General features: G+C 58.0%; 10 protein-coding genes. 3 read left to right on the forward strand and 7 right to left on the reverse strand.

What is annotated here, in order from left to right; translation table 11 throughout:
- Nucleotides 1-34: 34 nt before the first annotated feature.
- From P6U28_RS22000 to P6U28_RS22030, 7 genes are all read right to left on the reverse strand, one after another.
- Entirely contained in the window at nucleotides 35-538 is a 504-nt protein-coding gene (locus tag P6U28_RS22000) for a glycosyltransferase (protein ID WP_407119869.1), read from the reverse strand.
- Entirely contained in the window at nucleotides 535-1032 is a 498-nt protein-coding gene (locus tag P6U28_RS22005) for a UDP-N-acetylglucosamine--LPS N-acetylglucosamine transferase (protein ID WP_407119870.1), read from the reverse strand. The genes P6U28_RS22000 and P6U28_RS22005 overlap by 4 nt, the downstream gene beginning before the upstream one ends.
- A 258-nt stretch (nucleotides 1033-1290) precedes the next feature.
- Nucleotides 1291-2718 carry an HlyD family type I secretion periplasmic adaptor subunit gene (locus P6U28_RS22010; RefSeq protein ID WP_407119871.1) on the reverse strand — a complete coding sequence of 476 codons (1428 nt, stop codon included), beginning with the start codon at nucleotides 2716-2718 and terminating at the stop codon, nucleotides 1291-1293.
- Nucleotides 2715-4931 (reverse strand): peptidase domain-containing ABC transporter, encoded by a 2217-nt coding sequence (locus P6U28_RS22015; RefSeq protein ID WP_407119872.1) that lies wholly within the window; start codon nucleotides 4929-4931, stop codon nucleotides 2715-2717. The genes P6U28_RS22010 and P6U28_RS22015 overlap by 4 nt, the downstream gene beginning before the upstream one ends.
- Nucleotides 4909-5241: a hypothetical protein gene (locus P6U28_RS22020; RefSeq protein ID WP_407119873.1), complete on the reverse strand. Its 333-nt coding sequence runs from the start codon at nucleotides 5239-5241 to the stop codon at nucleotides 4909-4911. Before P6U28_RS22020 ends, P6U28_RS22015 begins: the two co-directional genes overlap by 23 nt.
- A gap of 10 nt (nucleotides 5242-5251) precedes the next feature.
- Entirely contained in the window at nucleotides 5252-10087 is a 4836-nt protein-coding gene (locus P6U28_RS22025) for a DUF4082 domain-containing protein (RefSeq protein WP_407119874.1), read from the reverse strand.
- A gap of 663 nt (nucleotides 10088-10750) precedes the next feature.
- Nucleotides 10751-11059 carry a sugar nucleotide-binding protein gene (locus P6U28_RS22030; protein WP_407119875.1) on the reverse strand — a complete coding sequence of 103 codons (309 nt, stop codon included), beginning with the start codon at nucleotides 11057-11059 and terminating at the stop codon, nucleotides 10751-10753.
- A 776-nt stretch (nucleotides 11060-11835) separates the two neighbouring features.
- On the opposite strand from P6U28_RS22030, the gene P6U28_RS22035 reads away from it, so the two are divergent.
- From P6U28_RS22035 to P6U28_RS22045, 3 genes are all read left to right on the forward strand, one after another.
- Nucleotides 11836-14169 (forward strand): Wzz/FepE/Etk N-terminal domain-containing protein, encoded by a 2334-nt coding sequence (locus tag P6U28_RS22035; protein WP_407119876.1) that lies wholly within the window; start codon nucleotides 11836-11838, stop codon nucleotides 14167-14169.
- A gap of 70 nt (nucleotides 14170-14239) precedes the next feature.
- Nucleotides 14240-16222 carry a hypothetical protein gene (locus P6U28_RS22040; RefSeq protein ID WP_407119877.1) on the forward strand — a complete coding sequence of 661 codons (1983 nt, stop codon included), beginning with the start codon at nucleotides 14240-14242 and terminating at the stop codon, nucleotides 16220-16222.
- Between the two features lie 191 nt (nucleotides 16223-16413).
- The gene (locus tag P6U28_RS22045; RefSeq protein WP_407119878.1) at nucleotides 16414-17919 is read left to right on the forward strand and encodes an exopolysaccharide biosynthesis polyprenyl glycosylphosphotransferase; all 1506 of its coding nucleotides are present in this window, start codon (nucleotides 16414-16416) and stop codon (nucleotides 17917-17919) included.
- The last annotated feature ends 45 nt before the right edge of the window (nucleotides 17920-17964 follow it).

The following is a 17964-nucleotide window of genomic DNA, read 5'->3' on the forward strand; positions in this document are numbered from 1 at the left end:
ATTCCCTCGTTCAAGATAGCAACACCTCCGGCCATTACGTTCTATTCTCAACACGAATATGCTCCGCGTCGATGAACGTCCGAATGGTGTCTATGAGATGAGATGATGCTTGCCCACCGAGCCGCTCGGCGTTTTCAGCGGAGCCGACTCGATCCAGCTTATCGACCAATTCCTTCTCATTGAGAGCAACGATGATCCGGCCTTGTTGGGCGAAACGCTTTGCGCTTGCGACCTGATGATCATTTCGATGCTCGCCCAACTCCGCTCGGCGAGGCATGACAATGATCTGCTTCCCCAGCTCGAGAGCCGTGATGATCGACCCCATGCCCGCATGGGCGACCACAAGGCTTGCTGATTCCACGCATCTCCTGAATTCGCTGGGATCAATAAACCGTTCGACGCGGATGTGCCGGGCGTGATAGTCTGATGGACCCGTTTGGGCGAACACGTCCGTTCTTCCACGCACGCGGGCCCATTCATCGATGGTCCGGATCAAGCGGTCGAATTGCCCCTGAGTTCCGACTGTCACGAAAATCATAGCACTGCGCCTTCGTAATGGGGGCCTTCGGGGCGCGCCAGGTGGGGCCACTGCGTCAGCCAAAGGTCGGCAGAACGACCAATCCTGAACCCGGACATCGAGAGATGTTCTACGTTGGCGATGCTATCGAGCCAGATGGTTCGCGCACCCATGATCCGTCCGAGCCGGAGCGCCAAATATCCCGGAGCGGCCCCCGTAGAAATGACGATATCAGGCCTCTCACTCCAAATGATCCGCGCGAGGCTTTGCGCGGTTCTTAAAAGCCTGATCTTGGTCCAACGATTGGCATCATTCACCACGTGAAATTTGTGACCGGCCACTTGCGCGCGATAGGACTCGTGAACAGTCACGAAAACGACTTCACACCCTTCAAAGGCGTCCTTGATGCGCAAAAGTTGCACCCAGTGCCCTCCTCCCGAGGAAACCGCCAACAGCTTTGGACGATGTCGAGCCGACACACTTGGGTGTTGCTGCAGCATGAAGCCTCGGAACATGGGCTGCCTCCTTTACAGTCGTGAACCGGAAAGCGCCGATTGCAGACCAGCAAAATGAGTTCGAACACTCATGCGGAGTTAGGCGAGAAACTTCTCGGAATTATTATTAAATAGCATTAAACGATTTAATTGTCAAAATATCTATTTTATTTATTTAACGCGGATCGAGAGGCTTTTGAGGTAGGAGCCGCGAGAATCGGTCGTTATCTCCGCGGCGACTTTGCGCACCGCGAGGCAAGGTCCGGTATTGCAGACTTGTCAGTACTCCCGGATGCTTTCGTCCAGGCCGCGGAGCAGCGGATACAGGAAATACGAAATGACCGTGCGCCGTCCGACCTTCAGCTCAGCCGTGACCGCCATGCCCGGGATCAACTGCATGCGTTCTGGCGGCAGCCGAAGATGCGTATCGGACAGGTCAACGCGTACGCGGTAGTACGGCGTCGTTTGGTGACGCGCGCCTTCACTCTTCGGATCAGGAGAAAATGAATCCTGGCTGACGACGCTGACCTCTCCGGTGGCCGTTCCGTATTTCTGAAATGGAAACGCTTCGAACTTGATCCGCACCGGCTGCCCAACCGTCACCTGGCCAATGTCCCTCCCTTCCACGTTAACCTCAGCCTGGAGTAGCGCGTCACGACGGACCAGCATGAAGAGCGTCTCAGCCTCCCGGACGACCGAGCCAACTGTGCGGTTGGCAATCTCGAGCACCACCGCATCTGCCGGGGCCTGCAGCACGATCAACTGCCGGCGCAGCTCGGCCTTCTTAAGATCTTCGGCGGCACTGTCGCGCTTGGCCAAGGCCTCGACCAAGTCCTGATAGGCGGTGCGACGAAACTCCTCCGCGAACACCTTTTGATCTGCCCGGGCTTTGTCCAAACGATGCGAGTTGTCGACGATGCTGCCGCGAACACGCGCCAAATTGCTCTCGACCTCCAGCCGCGCATCACGGGAAAGCAGGAAGTTCAGCTTCGAGCCCACCTCCTTGGCCATCAACGAACTTCGCATGCTCTCGACGAGCTGCATGTTGTCCAACCGCTGGACCAGGACCGCCTCTTCATCCCGCGCTGTCTTCAGATTCGCCTGCGCGGAAGCGATCTGCGCCTCGTAGTTCTGGAACTGGGCATCATAGGCGCTCTTTCTCTGAAGGAACACCTTCTGCTGAAGTATCTCATCGGCATTTGCAGGATTCCTGACGACATACTCCGTTCCGCTCACTTCCGCGCGGAGCCGGGCGATAGCCGCATCGAAGGCGGCGACGCGGATACGTAACTGGTCGAGATCAGCTTGCGAGAAGGTTGGATCAAGGGTTGCCAGCACGTCGCCGCGCTTGACTCGATCGCCAGGCTTGACGTTGATCTCCCGAATTACCGACGTTTCCAACGGCTGCACGACCAAATTGGGTTGGGTCGTGATCAGCTTGCCCTGCGCCGTCACGATCATATCCACTTGCGACAGCGACGCCCAGGCGATCGCAACCGCTATGAGCGCTACAACAGCATAGAGCATCATGTGCGCGGCTCGCGAAGGCACCCGCTGCTCGATCTCCAGCGCGTCGGACTGGAATTCCGTGACTACGGCTGGCCGCGGCGTAGCCGGCCTGAACATCGTTCGGCGCCTTCGATCGACCGTCTTTGCGACCGATTCGTCGGGCCTTCTTTTCGCGGGAGATTTTTCCATCCTGCTCATGCGACTTGCTTCGTCTGCTGGTTCCAAAGATGTCGGTAGATCGTGCATTTCGACAGCAGGTGGTCATGACGATCGATATCGACGACTCGACCACGGTCGATGACGAGGATTTGAGCCGCCTCCGTCAACATCGAGAGGCGGTGCGAGACGATGATGACCGTTCTTCCCGCCGCCAAGCGGCGCAGATTACGCCTGATGATCATTTCACTCTCGGAATCGAGTGCACTGGTCGCTTCGTCGAGGATTAATATGCGCGGGTTGGTGATTAGAGCTCTCGCGATAGCCAGCCGCTGCTTCTGACCGCCAGAGAGGTTCGAGGCCTCTTCCTCCAGCATGGTATCGAAACCACGGGGTAACCGTTCAATGAACTCGACGGCCCCTGCCAGTTGTGCTGCTTTAACGACTTCCGCGAATGTTGCATCACGCTTCACGCAGGCGATGTTCTCGCGAACGGTTCCGCGAAACAGGAAATTGTCCTGCAGGACAACTCCAAGATTCCGGCGCAGATGAGCGAGGTCGAGCTCCCGGGCATCATATCCGTCAATGCGCAGCAAGCCCTGCTGCACCGGATACATTCCCGAGATCAGCCTTGTCAGCGTGGTCTTACCCGAGCCGCTCCGGCCGACGATCCCGAAGATCGAGCCCGGTGCGATGTAGAAGGAGACCTGGTCGAGCGCCGGCCCTCCTTCCGGTCCATAGCGGAATGAGACACTCTCGAACTCGATCTTTCCCGCAAGATCCGGGCGCAGGCCATCGCTCTTGCCATCACGCTCCGGCTTCTCGTTCATCACCTCGCCGAGCATCTTAACTGCGAGCGCAACTTCCTGATATTCGTGCACCATGGTCACGAGTTGGACGAGCGGTCCCGACACCCGCCCTGCCAACATGTTGAACGCGACGAGTGCGCCGATCGTCATTTCGCCGCTGAACACGTCGAGCGCGCCCGCCGCGATGATCCCGAGTGTCATCATTTTCTCGAGGAATCCCGTAACCGCCTGGGCCCCCGCCGAAATCTTCTCAACCCCGAAGCGCATCGTCACCGACTGAGCGCAGCGCTGGTCCCACACCCTGCTCTGCAGCGGCTCCATTGCAAGCGATTTCACTGTGCGCATGCCGTGAACGGTTTCGACAAGAAGTGCTTGCCGCGCGCCTTCGGCCTGATAGAGGTCGTATAAACGACGCCGGAACGGACCCATCAGTAGCGTGACGACGGTCGCACTGACGGCTGTGAAGGCCAGGACCACACATGTCAGCTTGGCGCTATAGAGCGCCAGCACCGGAATGAAGACGAACAGCGACAGAGCATCGAGGGTGGTCAGGAAGAGTCGGCCAGTCAGGAATTCGCGAATCCGGGCCGCCTGCTGCATGTGCTTTACGAGAACGCCGGCTGAAATGTGCTCGAAGAACGTGACCGGCAGCCCGAGGAGGTGGCCGAATGTCTTGGTAGCGACCCGGATATCGACCCTGTTTGTTGCGTAGAGCAACAAGTAACGTCGCAAGAACCCGAATGTCGCATCAAAGACAAGTGCTGCGGTCGCACCGGCCGTGAGCACATAGAGCGTCGTGAAGCTCTCGTGCACAAGGACCTTGTCAATGACAAGTTGAAAGAAGATCGGAAGCACGAGGCCCAGTGCGTAGAGAAGGACTGCGGCAAGCGCGACATTACCGAACAGCCGCCATTGCCGGAGGAGTTCGGGTACGAACCACCTCAACCCGAACGTTCTCCGATTCTCTGACGACAGATTCTCACGCTTCGTCAGGACTACCTCCCCCGCCCAGCGCGCGCAGAACCGGTCTTTATCAACGATCAGGGGTTCGCTCTGACGGTCGGCAAGCGGATCCAAGACCGTAACCGCCTCAACACCGGTTGCTCCCTGCCGAGCTCCAAGCACAACGATCCAATTGTCGTTTGAGAGGCGGACGATGGCCGGATAGGCCTCTCCTAGGCGACATAGCGCGCCCCAATCGAGGTTCACAGCTTTTGCGCGAAGCCCGGCCTCGCGTGCCATTCGCAACAGCAGATCCGTCGCGATCGCCTTGCCATCGGTGGCGTAGGCATGCTGCAGACGGTCCGCAGGCAGATCGATGCCGTGGTGAGCTGCGACTTTGGCTAGACTTTCCAGTGCCGTTCGAGCAGCTGTATGCGGTGGTTCGGCGCAAACCACAACTGAGCTGTCGGCGCCGCCGAGTTCAGCTGAAATTACTTGAGACATTCGGAGGCCGGGGGCTAATCGTGGCTGAGGGTGCGCGCTCGACAGACGAAATGCTGTGCGGAGACTCCGCCGTCCTCGGCTGGTTGCGCCGGATCGCGCCGGCATCAATCAGTCCCTGAAGGGCATTCTGCATCACCTCGACTGAGTTCGCAAAGGATTCCACCGAGAAGATCAGCCTCTGGCATAAGACCTTCTTCGGCGCGTCGTTGGCGTCACGCTCCGTGGGTGAAAGGCTGATCAGATCGACCCGTACGATCGACCCTCCGATGGTGATCTCGTCTACTCCATCGGTGTAGATTTCTGCGTGCATTCCAAGACTCCTATGCTGCCAGCTGCGCCCTGAAGAGGACATCCACGGCGTAGCTGGTCGAGTTGAACGTGTTGGTCGGGAAGAGGCTTCCGGTCCCATAGGCGTAGACGCCATTGCCGCCACTGGATGCGGACGAAGGAGCTGTCAACGGTCCGTTCGTGACTGAGTTGGCGAAGAGATTCGGATCGGCCGAGTAGTTTCCCGCAGTGTGGTAGGATGCGATGTAAGTGGTCCCCGCCGTTATCGTCACGGGCGTACTGAAATTGACCTGCTGCCAGCCGCTTGCCGTCTCATTCGTGAAGGTTGCCGTGGCCAGTAAGGTGCCCGTGCTGCTCCACAGATCGGCGACATGGGTGCCCGTGTTGTTCGGCCCCTTGTAGAAGCGCAAGCCGGTGATATCGCCTGCAGTGGACGCCTGGAATTTCATGCCAAGCTCCACCGAATTTGGATCGTTGACCGAAACAATGCTTGGCGTTGGATTGGAGCTGAATAGGCTTACGATGCTGGACGATGGCGCGTGAACGGTCACACTCACGGTTGCATTAGCTGTGCCACCCCGCCCATCCGTGATGGCGTAATCGAATGAAGCCGCTCCGGTAAAGTTATTGGCCGGAGTGAACGTCACTGTGTTGTTCTGAGCGTTGAAGCTGGCGGTGCCGTTCACGCCTCCGCTGACGCCCGTGATGGCCAGGATATCACCATTCGGATCGGTGTCGTTGGCCAGCAACGACGTCCCGGAAATGCTAAGTGGAACGTTTTGCGTGGCATTGAACCCGCTGTCGTTGTTCGCGACCGGTGGCTGGTTGGTGCCGCCGCTCGAGCTGCTGAACACGACGTCCACCCAATAATTGGTAGCGTTGAAAGTACTGGTCGGAAATGAATTGCCGGTGCCATATGTGAAAACGCCATTGCCGCTCGCCGGAGCTGTAAGCGGCCCGTTGGTGTGGGAAGTCGTGAAATAGTTGGTCGTATCGGTGTAGTGACCATTGCTATGGAAACTTGCGACGTAGGTTGTGCCGGCGGTGATCGACACCGGACTGCTGAAAGTGACGGTTTGCCAACCGCTGCTGGTCTCATTGGCAAATGTCGCGCTTGCCAGCAGCGTACCAGTACTACTCCACAATGAGCCTGTATGCGTGCCCGTATCGTTCGCACTCTTGTAATACTTAATTCCGGTAATCGTGCCGGCAACGGATGAGGTAAATTTTACGCCGAGGTTGACCTGCGACGAGTCGGGGTCCGACAGCACTGCGGGCCTATCCGAGCTCGAGAACAAGCTTACCGTTGGTGGAGCTGTCCCCACAGTAATATTGAATGTCTCGCTTGCGGCGAGACCGCCGAGATCGGTCGCTGTGACTTTGACGCTGATGGTACCGACGTTTGCGGACGCCGGTGTGCCGCTGAAGGTACGGGTCGACGGGGTGAAGGTCAGCCAGCCGGGAAGCGCCGTGCCGTCGGCAGCAGTTGCGGCGTAGGTGAGCGAGTCGCCGGAATCGACATCGGTAAAGGTGCCGACCGGCAGCGTCAGCGTGAAGGCCGAGCCAACCGTTGCGGTCTGGCTGTTGGTCTGGACCGCCAGCACCGGCGCATCATCGGCACCATGAATGGTGATGGTGAGCGTCGTCGACGACGTTGCACCGGCGGTGTCGCGCATCGTATAGTTGAATACGTCAGTCAAGGTATTTGTCGACAGCCGCAATGCCTGCACGGCCGAATCCGTTTCATTGACCGTGTACGTGAACGCACCAGAGGCATTGAGGACCAGGCTGCCGTGCGCCCCATTGAGCGCCGTACCAAGCGTCCCGGAGGTCGAGCCGAAGCTGACGGCGGTGACGGTCTTCGTGTCTCCCGCATCGGGATCGGTATCATTGGTCAACACGTTGCCCGTGGCGGGCGAGCCACCCGTGCTGTTGTTGACCCCGCCCTTCTCCGTCGCGTCAGCTGTGTCGGCAACAGCGGTCGGTGGCGTGTTGCTGCCACTGCTCGGCGCAAACACGATGTCGGCCCAGTAGTTCGAGGACGCGAATGTGCTCGTCGGAAAGATGCCGGCGGTGCTGGTGCCGCCATAGGAATAGACGCCGTTGCCGCCGGAAGAGGTGGATGAAGGCGCCGTCAAACCACCGCTCGTGAAAGCGCTGGCGAAGAAATTCGTCGTGGCGACGTAGGCACCGCTGGTGTGATACGAAGCGATGTAGGTTGTATTGGCGCTGATCGAGACGGGCGTCGTGAGATTGACCGTCTGCCAGCCGCTTGCCGTAGTGTTGCTGAAGGTCGCGCTGGCGAGCTTGGTACCATTCGAGCTCCAGAGATCCAGGAGGTCGGTCCCCGTGTCACCCGCATCGCGATAGAATTTCAATCCGGTGATTTGACCAGCCGTAGAGGACGTGAACTTCACACCGACCTCGAGTGGCGAGCCGTCATTCAAACCGGTCGCGGTCGGTACGTTGCCGGCGCTGAACAGGCTTGTTCCCCCGCCACTTGTTCCTGTGACGTTGACGCTGACGTTGGCCGGGGTCGTCTGGACGTTGACGCTATCATCGGTCGCGCGAGCCTCGATGATATGCGTGCCCGGGCCAGAAGCGACCCATGAGTAGCTCCAGCTCGTCGTCCCGGTTGCAGGGTGCCAGGTCGCGCCACCATCAGTTGAGACCTCGATGCCAGCCACGCGTCCGCCGACGTCCGATGCGGTACCGGTGATCGTAACGCCCTGACCCTGATTGATGCTCGTGCCGCCTGTCGGGGAGCTGATGGCTGCTGTCGGCGCAGTATGGTCGGTCGATGCTTGAGCAAGCACGAGGCTAGCCTGCAGCGTCTGAGGCGACACCCCCATGTCGGCAAACAAATTTACCATCGATTGCTGCACAGCCGTGCTGACCGGTGCAGTGATGCCGTGGTATGGAACGTACTGATTTGACAATCCCCAGGACCACATCACCGTGCCTGCGCCAAAAACCAAGGCGCCGCTGGTCGTATCACGGTAGAGCGTGAGGCTGTGCGTTGCTGTCCCGGGACCGGTCGTCAATCCGTTATCCAGCAGGAGCGAACCGACGTTCATCGTGGTCGAGGACAGATCGATCAACCCGCCCGGCCGGGCGCCGTTGTCGAGATCGCTGTCCCACTCGTAGCCGAGCAGCCGGGTCAGTGTTCCTCCATTGCCGGTGGCAATGCTGGTGTTTCGCCAGAAGCGCAGCTGCGACATGCTGGCGGGGATCGTGATATTGTCGAGCGTCCCCGTATCGTCGACCGTGAAGATCGTGCCGGAAAGCGAATTCTCCGGCGTGCCAGGTCCGTAAACAGGATCGCGAAACAGGCCCGCCCCGCCGTTCGCGGTGCCGTTCGGGTCGAGTTGTGCGCCACTCCAGATGTCCTTGTACTCGACGACCGTCCTGTTTGGCGTATGGCTGGCGTCGAAGCTTGGAGCAAGCTCGGTGTCCCAATAGATTTGATTGCCGCTCAGGAAAGCGAGATCGACACCTGCATCGGCCGCTGCCTTGACATTGGCGAATTGCGATTGGGTCCAGTATTCGTCATGGCCGACATCGACGTACGCCTTGGTGTTGAGCAGTGAAGAAGGATTGATCGCGGCATCGATGCCTGAGATGTAGCTGACGTCGTAGCCGTTCTGCTCCAACCAATAGATCGCCGCATATTCCTCGCCAAACAGGAAGTCCGCCGGCCCGGCCAAATTCGAGGTGGAATTCATATCAATCGGTCGATTGTAGCTTACCGCATACGCACGATCGCTGTTTGTGCCGCTGGGGCCTTGGTACAGATTGTACCCCCCCCATGGGTTGTACGCTTCCCAGGTCTGATCGCTGGTCTGGAATAGGAGATCCGAGGCCGTTCCATCGTTGCGAACGATGAACGGAATCATGTTTTGGAAATTCCCAGTATCCGATGTCAGTTTTGCGAAATAGACCCCCGAGACGGCTGTGCTCGGGATCGTCCATGAATCCGTCACGGACCAGTTTCCAGCGTCGACGGTTCTGGTCGCAGAATTAAAAATCGGGTCCGGCTGATTGTCCGTTCCAGTGTGATGCATGCTGGTGATCAGGCGTGCACCATTGCCACCATAGTAACCCAGCCGGTAGATATCGAGCGTATAGCCGTTCACACTGGAAGCGGTATCGATCTTGAAGGAAACAGTTTGTCCAGCATTGGTGCTGATCTGCGTCGTGAAGCCTTCAATCTGCGAGTCGCCCTCGTTGTTGATCGAACCGTGGATCGCCCACGTACTCTTCGGCGTACCCGGTAGTTGATTCTCCGTGACGATCTTGTTGCTCGCGTCGCTGAAGGTCACCGTCGCAGTCTGGCCGTCGGAAGTGGCGGTGAGCTGCAATGTCGCACCTGTCGAGCGGCCGTCCCCTGGCACCTGCCATTGCGCGACAACCCTGCCATTGGCGATTCCGTCCAGATCGCCACTGCCGCCGTCCTTCACCGTGAATGGCGCATAAACATCAGCAATGCCGTTAGCGCCTGGTGCGCTCAACAGGTCCGCAATCCTGAATGTGACCGACGCTCCCGACCTGATGCCGGTTGCAGTGAACGTTGCCGTGCTGCCGGGCGCGTAGTCTCCGTTATCCGTAGCTACGGACATCGATCCTGTTCGGACAAAATTGAAGGCCGACCCGCCATGTGCGCCGACGGGCTGGACCATCTCGGCGGCATCGTCTCGGGGACGCCAGCCGGAGACGAAATTGTTCGAGTCCCAGGCAATATTCGAGCTCTGCGTCCTAAGATCGCCCGCCGTCTGGTCGGGGGAGGCAACTAACGCCACACCTTGCCATCGGAATGATGCCGTTCCGCCGAAAAAGCCCGTCCATGAAGCCAGCTTTGGGCTGGCCAAATCAGAATCCAGGAGCCTTCTCAATCCAGTACCCTGCGGTCCGATTCCGCCGCCGTAGAGACTGCCCTCCGATCTCCCAGGAAGAAGCCGCTGCGCGATTCGAACGCTCGACAAAATGTCTGGACTGTTCGACATGGCCGACCCCTAATTACAACTTTTAATAATTAAAGTACGGATCAATTAAATCGTCAACTCACATTATGGAAATGTTGTCTTATTATAAACGGAACCACTCATTTAATAAAGCGTCCCTCTGACGACCTCCTCCGCATATTGGCCACACAGGATGCCATACACCCTTTGCCAGGCGTCGCAGCGACCACGATTTCGCATGCAGCGAGCATCAGCGTCGACAACCGGATAACACGGGTGGCAACCTCCTGCTGACCACGCGCAAGATCGGGTAGAATCGCGTTCCGCTGCCGCCATCCACGCCGGGAGCGTCAAACCCGCCACCGCAAAACGGTGCCAGGTCGCAGCCCTCTGGCCGGTCGGATGACAGATGCGGGCTACGATGCGACGATGATAGCGACTGATCCGCGAGATCGAAGGCAGATGTCGGATTTGCTTGCTATTACGGTGGGCATGGTTGCGGATAACCGCAGCATAGTTCGGACAAAGTTGTTGCCATGTGGACGGTAGTCCAAAAGGATCTGATCACCGTCACAAGCGGATGCACCGCCAGGACGGCGGCTTCGCTGGCAGCGCGGCGCCGTAGGCGTTTAACTGTGCGGCAATATCCGTCTTGTCGTAAGCGTCGTGCTTCGCGCCGTCGAACACATAATCGGTCGAGACATATAAGAAATGGAATGTTTCGTTGGCGACATTAGCCAATCGCGCTGCGCCGTCGCGATTGATGCTGATGGCTCTTTCGAGTTCACGGCCAGATCCACCGCCGCGTAGGCGGCTTCGTTGATAATCACGCATGGGGCGATCGAGGCGACCGTTCTCCTCGATTCCCTCGCGGCCCATTTGGTCGAGCCCCTGCCGCCCAAGAGCCATCGCAGGAACACCACGGAGGGCGGCGACTTCGCGAAGACACCTGGCCAGCCCCGACCGGCAACGAGGATGGTCGTCCGTCAAAGCGGCCTCAGTGCTGGGTGGCAAATGCGAGCCGTCGTACGCGCGCACCGGGCCCCGCTGGCGAGATACTTCGTGGCCTCGCAGGCCCCTCTCTCACCTTCGGACTTCCAGCATCAGCGTGTCTCCGGTATTCTGGCTCCTCGGTCTTCCCAGCCGACATCAAGGTTTCCATCACCGTCCTCGCCGCTGCTGGAAGCTCAACCTCCCTGCAGGAACCGATGACGTGGCAACTGGGACCACGCCTCTGATGCGGCCCGCAACATCGAATCTTGCCCAGCATTCTCCGAAGCAAAAGGCGCACCCCAATGCCTCGCACCACCGAATGCAGTATTCGGCCCGCCGCTCTGCTCTGATTCGCAAGCCATGGACCGACACTCAAGGGATCCAGCTTGCGGTCCATCCACTCGGCCCCAATCGTTCCAGATGAACCAAATTCAGTTTCAAGACCGGTCAAACCTGCCAATGTTGAGCGCCACCGTTTACCAAAGCCCAATAAATCACCGCCGGACGATTTGCGCTATCAGTGTCGCAAGCGGATTAAATATTATCCGATTTAATTTGGCAACTCGACTTTCATGAGATATATTCCCTTTTTAATATGAACGTGCACGGCTCAACCTCACACTGGTGCCGCGTGACCGCATCGGCGCCCAGATAGGTACGGAATGCTTCAGAGCAATCTTCTACAGACCGACAGCACACGCCTGCCATTCGGCGCCCCGGCGCAATCCGATCAAATGGAGAGTGGGGGGATCGGCGATCTTATCAATTTCGGACTAGCCTTTCTCCGCCGCCGATACCTGATGATCATTGTTACCACCGTGCTCGCAACGGCGATCAGTCTGCTCTACCTGAGAGTGACGCCTCCAACCTATACCGCACAGGTTCAGGTACTGCTGGGCAATCCCCGGGCGCAGTTCGTCCAGCAACAATCGATCCTCGCAGAGCAGGCCTTCGACGGCACTCAAATCGAGACGCAGCTTCAACTCCTGAAATCAAGGGCCACCGCCGCTGCCGTGATCAATCAGCTGAAGCTAACCGAGGATCCGGAGTTCAATGGATCCGGGGCATCTCTGCTGTCACTATGGCAGCCGGTCCGAACATTGCTCTCGTCGCCTCCACAAGAACGGCAATCCGACGCGCACGGCGGGCCATTGGAAAGCGTCATAGACACATTTCTGGATCGGCTCTCGGCAAGCCGCGTCGGATACAGCAACGTGATTGAGATCAGCTTCAATTCCAGTAGCGCCTCCCGAGCGGCGGAGATCGTCAATGCAGTGGCCAACGCCTATGTCACAGACCAGCTGGAACAGAAATTTGAGGCCAATCGCAGCGCGACCAGCTGGTTGCGGGAGAGGCTGCACGATCTTGACGAGCAAGCGCTGACTGCACAACGTGCCGTCGACGCCTACAAAGCCCAGAACAATATTGTTTCCACGGATGGTAAACCTATCGGTGATCAGCAAATCACCGACCTTAACGCCCGATTGGCGGCCGCCCGCGCGCAGACTTCCGAAGCTAGGGCCAAGTTAACTCGCTATGAGAATCTCCTTGGCTCTGATCCAGCGAAACTCACGTCGATTGACGGTCTGGATGCTGTCGGACCTGACGCGATGAATAGTTCGATCATCACTGCCCTGCGCCAGCAATATCTCGAGATGTCGAGGCGGGAGGCGGAATTGTCGGCCCGCGTTGGTCGTGACCATCTGGCGGTCGTCAACGTGCGGAATCGTATGCGCGAGTTTCGCATCTCAATTTTCGAGGAAGTCAAGAGACTGGCCGGAATCAGCCAAAGCGAATTCGAACTGGCCAAACAGCGCCAGCAGGAAATCGAGAAGCAATTGGCTCAGGCCGTGTCGCAGTCACGGTCGACGAATTCCGCGGAATTGACCATCAAGGACCTGGAAAGCCGCGCGAAAGGCTTACGAAGTCTCTACGAGACTTTCCTGCAGCGTTACGTGGGCTCGGCACAGCAGGAGACATTTCCCATCTCAGAGACTCGGGTGATCTTTCCCGCGTCGCCGCCCCCGAGCAAAAGCAAGCCCAAGACAATTCGGGTGCTGGGATTCGGCCTAGTCGGAGGCTTGTCGCTTGGCATAGCCCTGGCATTTTTTAGAGACGTCATGGACCGCGTCTTTCGCACCTCGTCGCAGCTCGAAGCCGCCTTAGAGCTGCCGTGCCTGTCCCTTGTGCCGCTGCTGCAGCTCCCAAGCCCGACGAAATCAACGATTCGCGCCGCGCAAACGGTCGAGGATCTGCGACAACGGACGATCTCGAACGCGCCAGCGGTTCACCAGACAGTTGTTGGGATGCCGCTATCTCGGTTCACCGAAGCAATCCGCTCAATTAAGCTCGCCATCGACCACAATCCGGCAAAAACTTCCAATCAGGTCGTCGGCATCACGTCGGCTCTGCCGAATGAAGGCAAGACGACGATTGCTGCGTCTCTTGCTCAACTGGTCGGGCACAGCGGGAAGAGAGCGATCATTGTCGATTGCGATCTCAGGAATCCGTCGCTCTCCGGCACTCTTACGCCCAAAGCGGTTGATGGGATCATAGAAGTCGCAAACGGCAACTGCTCGCTCGAGGAAACGATTTGGCGAGATCCCAAGACCAATCTTGCCTTCCTACCAGCGGTGCGGCGTAGGCCCCTGATCCACACAAGTGAGATTCTTTCCGCCGAGAACATAAGTACTTTGTTCGATCATTTGCGGGCCAACTACGACTACGTGATCGTGGATCTACCGCCATTGATCCCCTTGGTCGATGTACGAGCGTGCGCGCCGCTGATTGACTGCTTCGTTCTCGTTGTCGAGTGGGGGCGGACTAAGATTGATGTGGTTCAGCACGCTCTGCACACGGCGCCGGACATCCATGAGTCGTTGATAGGTGCAGTCCTTAACAAGACCGATATCAAGGCGATGGCTCGATACGATGCATACCGGAGCGACTACTATGATGACAGCCATTACACCCGTTACGGCTTTTCCGATTCGTGAGATTACCTAGACCCCCCTTCGCCAGCTCGCTGGTTCTTCGGTGGCCGCCGCCGCCAGAGATGATGACTGCATGATTGTCCGGCCCGCAATGCTGAGTCTGCTGTTGGCCCCCTCCTCATTAGCCATGGCCGCAACTCTGCAGAGGGTGGCGGTGGTATCGGTTTTGGTAGCGACAGCAACGCTGACGGCAGCCTTTTTCCTGCCAGCCATCAATATCAGCCGGCTTGGCAGGCTTTTGCGACCTTTTCTCATGATGAGCCTCGTGGCGCCGGCGCTCTGGATGATTTTGCAGCTAGTTCCGATCCCGGTGCGCGGGCTAGGGCACTCCATTTGGACAATCGCCTCGGCCGCTTTGAACGAACCGCTCGTCGAACGGTTCACCGTTGATCTTTGCGCAACTATGTTCTCGCTCGCACAATACAATGTCATTCTGAGCACTGCCCTGATCATCGCGGTCGTCACTGTGGAAAAGCAACGTGCGGCGCAGGTCCTTTACGGCCTTGCGGGGATTACGACGCTCAGTTCCGGACTTACGATTTGGATCACAGTTAACCGCTCGCATGATTCCTTACCTAGCGAGCATACCTCGGTTATCACGACTGCATCGATCGCAGCGACAATCGGGGTCCTTGTCTCTACCGCGCTGGCCATCCGGGCGTTCGATCAACTGCAGCGTCGCGGGCCGCGACCACGCTCCCAGGCCGGCCCGACGATCAGACTTTTGCTCGCCATTGTATCGCTGATCGTCTCCATGGCAGCAGTTTCAATCGGTACCGATTTCACCACCATGGTCGCTATCCTACTCGGTGACGGGACGTTGCTGGCCGTCGTCGCTATTCGTAGATGGTTCTTCGGGCCCTGGGGTACAGCGGGTGTTCTCGCAACCATAGCAATCGTTTTCTTCGCGAGCTTCACCATCATTCCGATCAATCGAAATGCGGACCTGACGATCGCGCTGGCGACGGAGACTCAGACCGCAACCGAACGTATGCTGCAAGACGTTGGCCCGGTTGGCTCCGGGGCAGGAACGTTCAATGCGCTGCTGCCGATCTATCGAGAGATTGGCACCACCGCGACGCCGGAACGAACGACGGCCGCCGCTACCATCGCCATTGAGATGGGACGGGCGTTCCTTTGCGGGCTGCTGGTCGTAACATTGGTGGGTGCCTGCACCCTGTTCAAGCGCTCCCTGTCAAGAGGGTACGATTACGTATACGCAGCCTTAGGCGCCGGCGCTTCGGTCGCGCTACCAATCTTAGCGTTCGCGGAAGATGGTGTCCTCAATTTTGGCGTATCGCTATTGATCGCGGCGCTCTATGGCTTGGCCTTCGGTCAAAGCCTCTCCTCGCAACAGCTTTTGGAAAACGCGAGTGCCCGACAATCGACTGGTTGGCGAGCCCATTTGGCCACAGCTCACAAGAGCTGGGCGCGCCTAGTACTGGCTTCTTTCGGTATGCTACTGATCGCCCAAGCAGCCTGGATGATCTCACAGTGGTGGTATTCCGGCGACAGCATCTCAACCATGCCAGCTTCCATTTCAAGCGGAGCCGCGACCGACAAAGCGTGGAACGCGGCCTTGATGGAGCCTGCGCGCAAAGAGGCATGGACGACCACGCAATCTTCAGCCGCAGCGCAAGCCAAATCGGATGGCGCTGAGGCTTTTGGCCGCCCATCGGCGATGAGCGCTTTCGCAAACGCGCTACACTATTCGCCACTTCGCGGTGATAACTGGCTCATGCTTGCGGCAGTTTCAAAACAGCAAAAATCAGCCGGATACAACTCGGCGGCCTTGCTCAAGATGTCATATTATACTTCACCAAACGATCTAGATTTAATTCCATTAAGGGTGTCACTTGCTCTTAGCACGGATACTTTGACTAAGGAGCCCGAGCTTCGTGATCTAGTTAGGCACGATCTCAAGGTTGCGATAGCGCGCCGGCCTGCTTTCAAGTCAGTTATCATAGCTGTGTACCAATCCGCATCACCCGACAGCAAGTCCCTCATCGAGGGTCTGATCTCCGAGTATGATCCGAGCTACCTTCGAGGTCCTTAATTTCGCCCCGGAGAATAGACGACTTCGCCGCGCCCGCGAATAGATCCGCAACGCGCCATGCCCGCCCGCCTATTCGAGATCTCCATCTCGCATTGCGAGCGTTCCAGAAACGAAGCACGAGAAATCAAATTTGAGATTTTATTTTAGATGATTTTTTTCTTGATAAAATTAACAGCTTTATAATAAATTAAATGGACACCGAAATATCGAACCGCCCTCAGGCAATGAATTTTGTCAACCGAGATGTCAGAGACCGTGGCAGCCCCATGGCTAGCCTCGGGCTAGATTTGTCGGGGACTGCCGAGCGAAAATGGCCGGTCCGGTACGAGTGGATTGAATTGGTCGCGCTTTGCGCGGACGCTGCAACCATCCTGTTCGCAGGTGTTTTTTCTATATTGCTCTACCAGCTTCATAACGGCGGAGCCGCCGGCGACGGGGGTAAGATCTTCGGCTCCGCTATCCTTGCGACTGTAATCTTCGTTTCGGTATGGAGGGCAAACGGTCTGTATAGAGTGACTGAACTCCTGGCGCTGCGAAGCCAAATCCGCCGCGTGTGCATGGCTTGGGCATGGTTACTTCTACTCGCCGGCATGATGGACACATTCAACTTTTGCCCTGACTTGTCCCAAGGGGCTGGCCCGCTCTTTGCCATACTCGGTTTGATCGCGTTGATCGCCGAGCGGTATACTACGAGGGCATTGCTGCTCAGGTGCGTCACCGGAAGAAAGTTCGCCAGCACGAACATTGTTCTGATCAGCGATCAGCCGCTATCGAAAAATGCGGGCCTGTCCGAAGCCCTGGCTATGCACGGTTATTCTGTCAAGCGACGGTTCAGCCTACCCCCAATTGGCTTCAGTCCTGCCGGTCGAAGGCGGCTGAGTTCCCGGGTGATCGACTACGTTCGCAACACTCGGCTCGACCACGTGGTGGTCGAAGCCAGCCCGGAACGATGGCCCGAGCTCCGGGCCTTTGTTGCCGAGTTGCGGGTATTGCCGTTCCCGATCATGTTCGTGCCGGTCGGCACAACAGCCGAATTGCTTCGACATCCTACGCGCAGCCTTGGAAGTGCCCTTTGCGTAGAATTGCAGCGCGGTCCCCTTACCCCGTTCGAGTGCGTGACCAAACGAATCGTCGATATTCTTGGCGCCGGCCTCGCTTTGGCAATATCCGCACCGCTGCTTGCGCTTGCCGCAATCGCAATCAAGCTGGATTCTCCCGGCCCCGTGTTGTTCCGACAGAAACGCTGTGGCTTTAATGGTCGGACATTCTTGATCCGCAAATTTCGGACCATGCATGTGCTCGAGGACGGTCCCGTGATCCTTCAGGCCACCCCCGTCGACCAACGCATCACCCGCGTGGGCAGGTGGCTACGTCGAACCAGTTTCGATGAGTTGCCGCAGCTGCTCAATGTGCTCGAGGGCAGCATGTCCTTGGTGGGGCCGCGTCCCCACGCCTTGGCCCACGACGGACAGTTTGACAAGCTCTTGCGAAATTACGCCTTTCGCCGCAGGGTCAGACCAGGACTGACCGGATGGGCCCAGATCCACGGCTGCCGCGGCGCAACGCCCACGGCGTCGATGATCGAAGCACGTGTCCAGTACGACCTCTGGTATATCGACAATTGGAGTATTCGGCTGGATCTCGCAATCCTGTTGCGAACTCCGCTGGAGGTCTGGCGAGGCCGCAACGCCTACTAGGATCGATCTCGACTCAAAGCGTCGAGCTGCGCCAGTTCGCTGGCG

Source organism: Bradyrhizobium sp. STM 3561 (assembly GCF_045571455.1).
In the GTDB taxonomy this organism is placed as follows: domain Bacteria; phylum Pseudomonadota; class Alphaproteobacteria; order Rhizobiales; family Xanthobacteraceae; genus Bradyrhizobium; species Bradyrhizobium vignae.

Bases quoted from the DNA above. Each gene is read 5' to 3' on its own strand.
- P6U28_RS22045 (WP_407119878.1), top strand. From the start codon at position 16,414: ATGGACACCGAAATATCGAACCGCCCTCAGGCAATGAATTTTGTCAAC.
- P6U28_RS22040 (WP_407119877.1), top strand. From the start codon at position 14,240: ATGATTGTCCGGCCCGCAATGCTGAGTCTGCTGTTGGCCCCCTCCTCA.
- P6U28_RS22035 (WP_407119876.1), top strand. From the start codon at position 11,836: ATGCTTCAGAGCAATCTTCTACAGACCGACAGCACACGCCTGCCATTC.
- P6U28_RS22005 (WP_407119870.1), bottom strand. From the start codon at position 1,032: ATGTTCCGAGGCTTCATGCTGCAGCAACACCCAAGTGTGTCGGCTCGA.
- P6U28_RS22020 (WP_407119873.1), bottom strand. From the start codon at position 5,241: ATGCACGCAGAAATCTACACCGATGGAGTAGACGAGATCACCATCGGA.
- P6U28_RS22030 (WP_407119875.1), bottom strand. From the start codon at position 11,059: ATGGGCCGCGAGGGAATCGAGGAGAACGGTCGCCTCGATCGCCCCATG.
- P6U28_RS22010 (WP_407119871.1), bottom strand. From the start codon at position 2,718: ATGAGCAGGATGGAAAAATCTCCCGCGAAAAGAAGGCCCGACGAATCG.
- P6U28_RS22015 (WP_407119872.1), bottom strand. From the start codon at position 4,931: ATGTCTCAAGTAATTTCAGCTGAACTCGGCGGCGCCGACAGCTCAGTT.
- P6U28_RS22000 (WP_407119869.1), bottom strand. From the start codon at position 538: ATGATTTTCGTGACAGTCGGAACTCAGGGGCAATTCGACCGCTTGATC.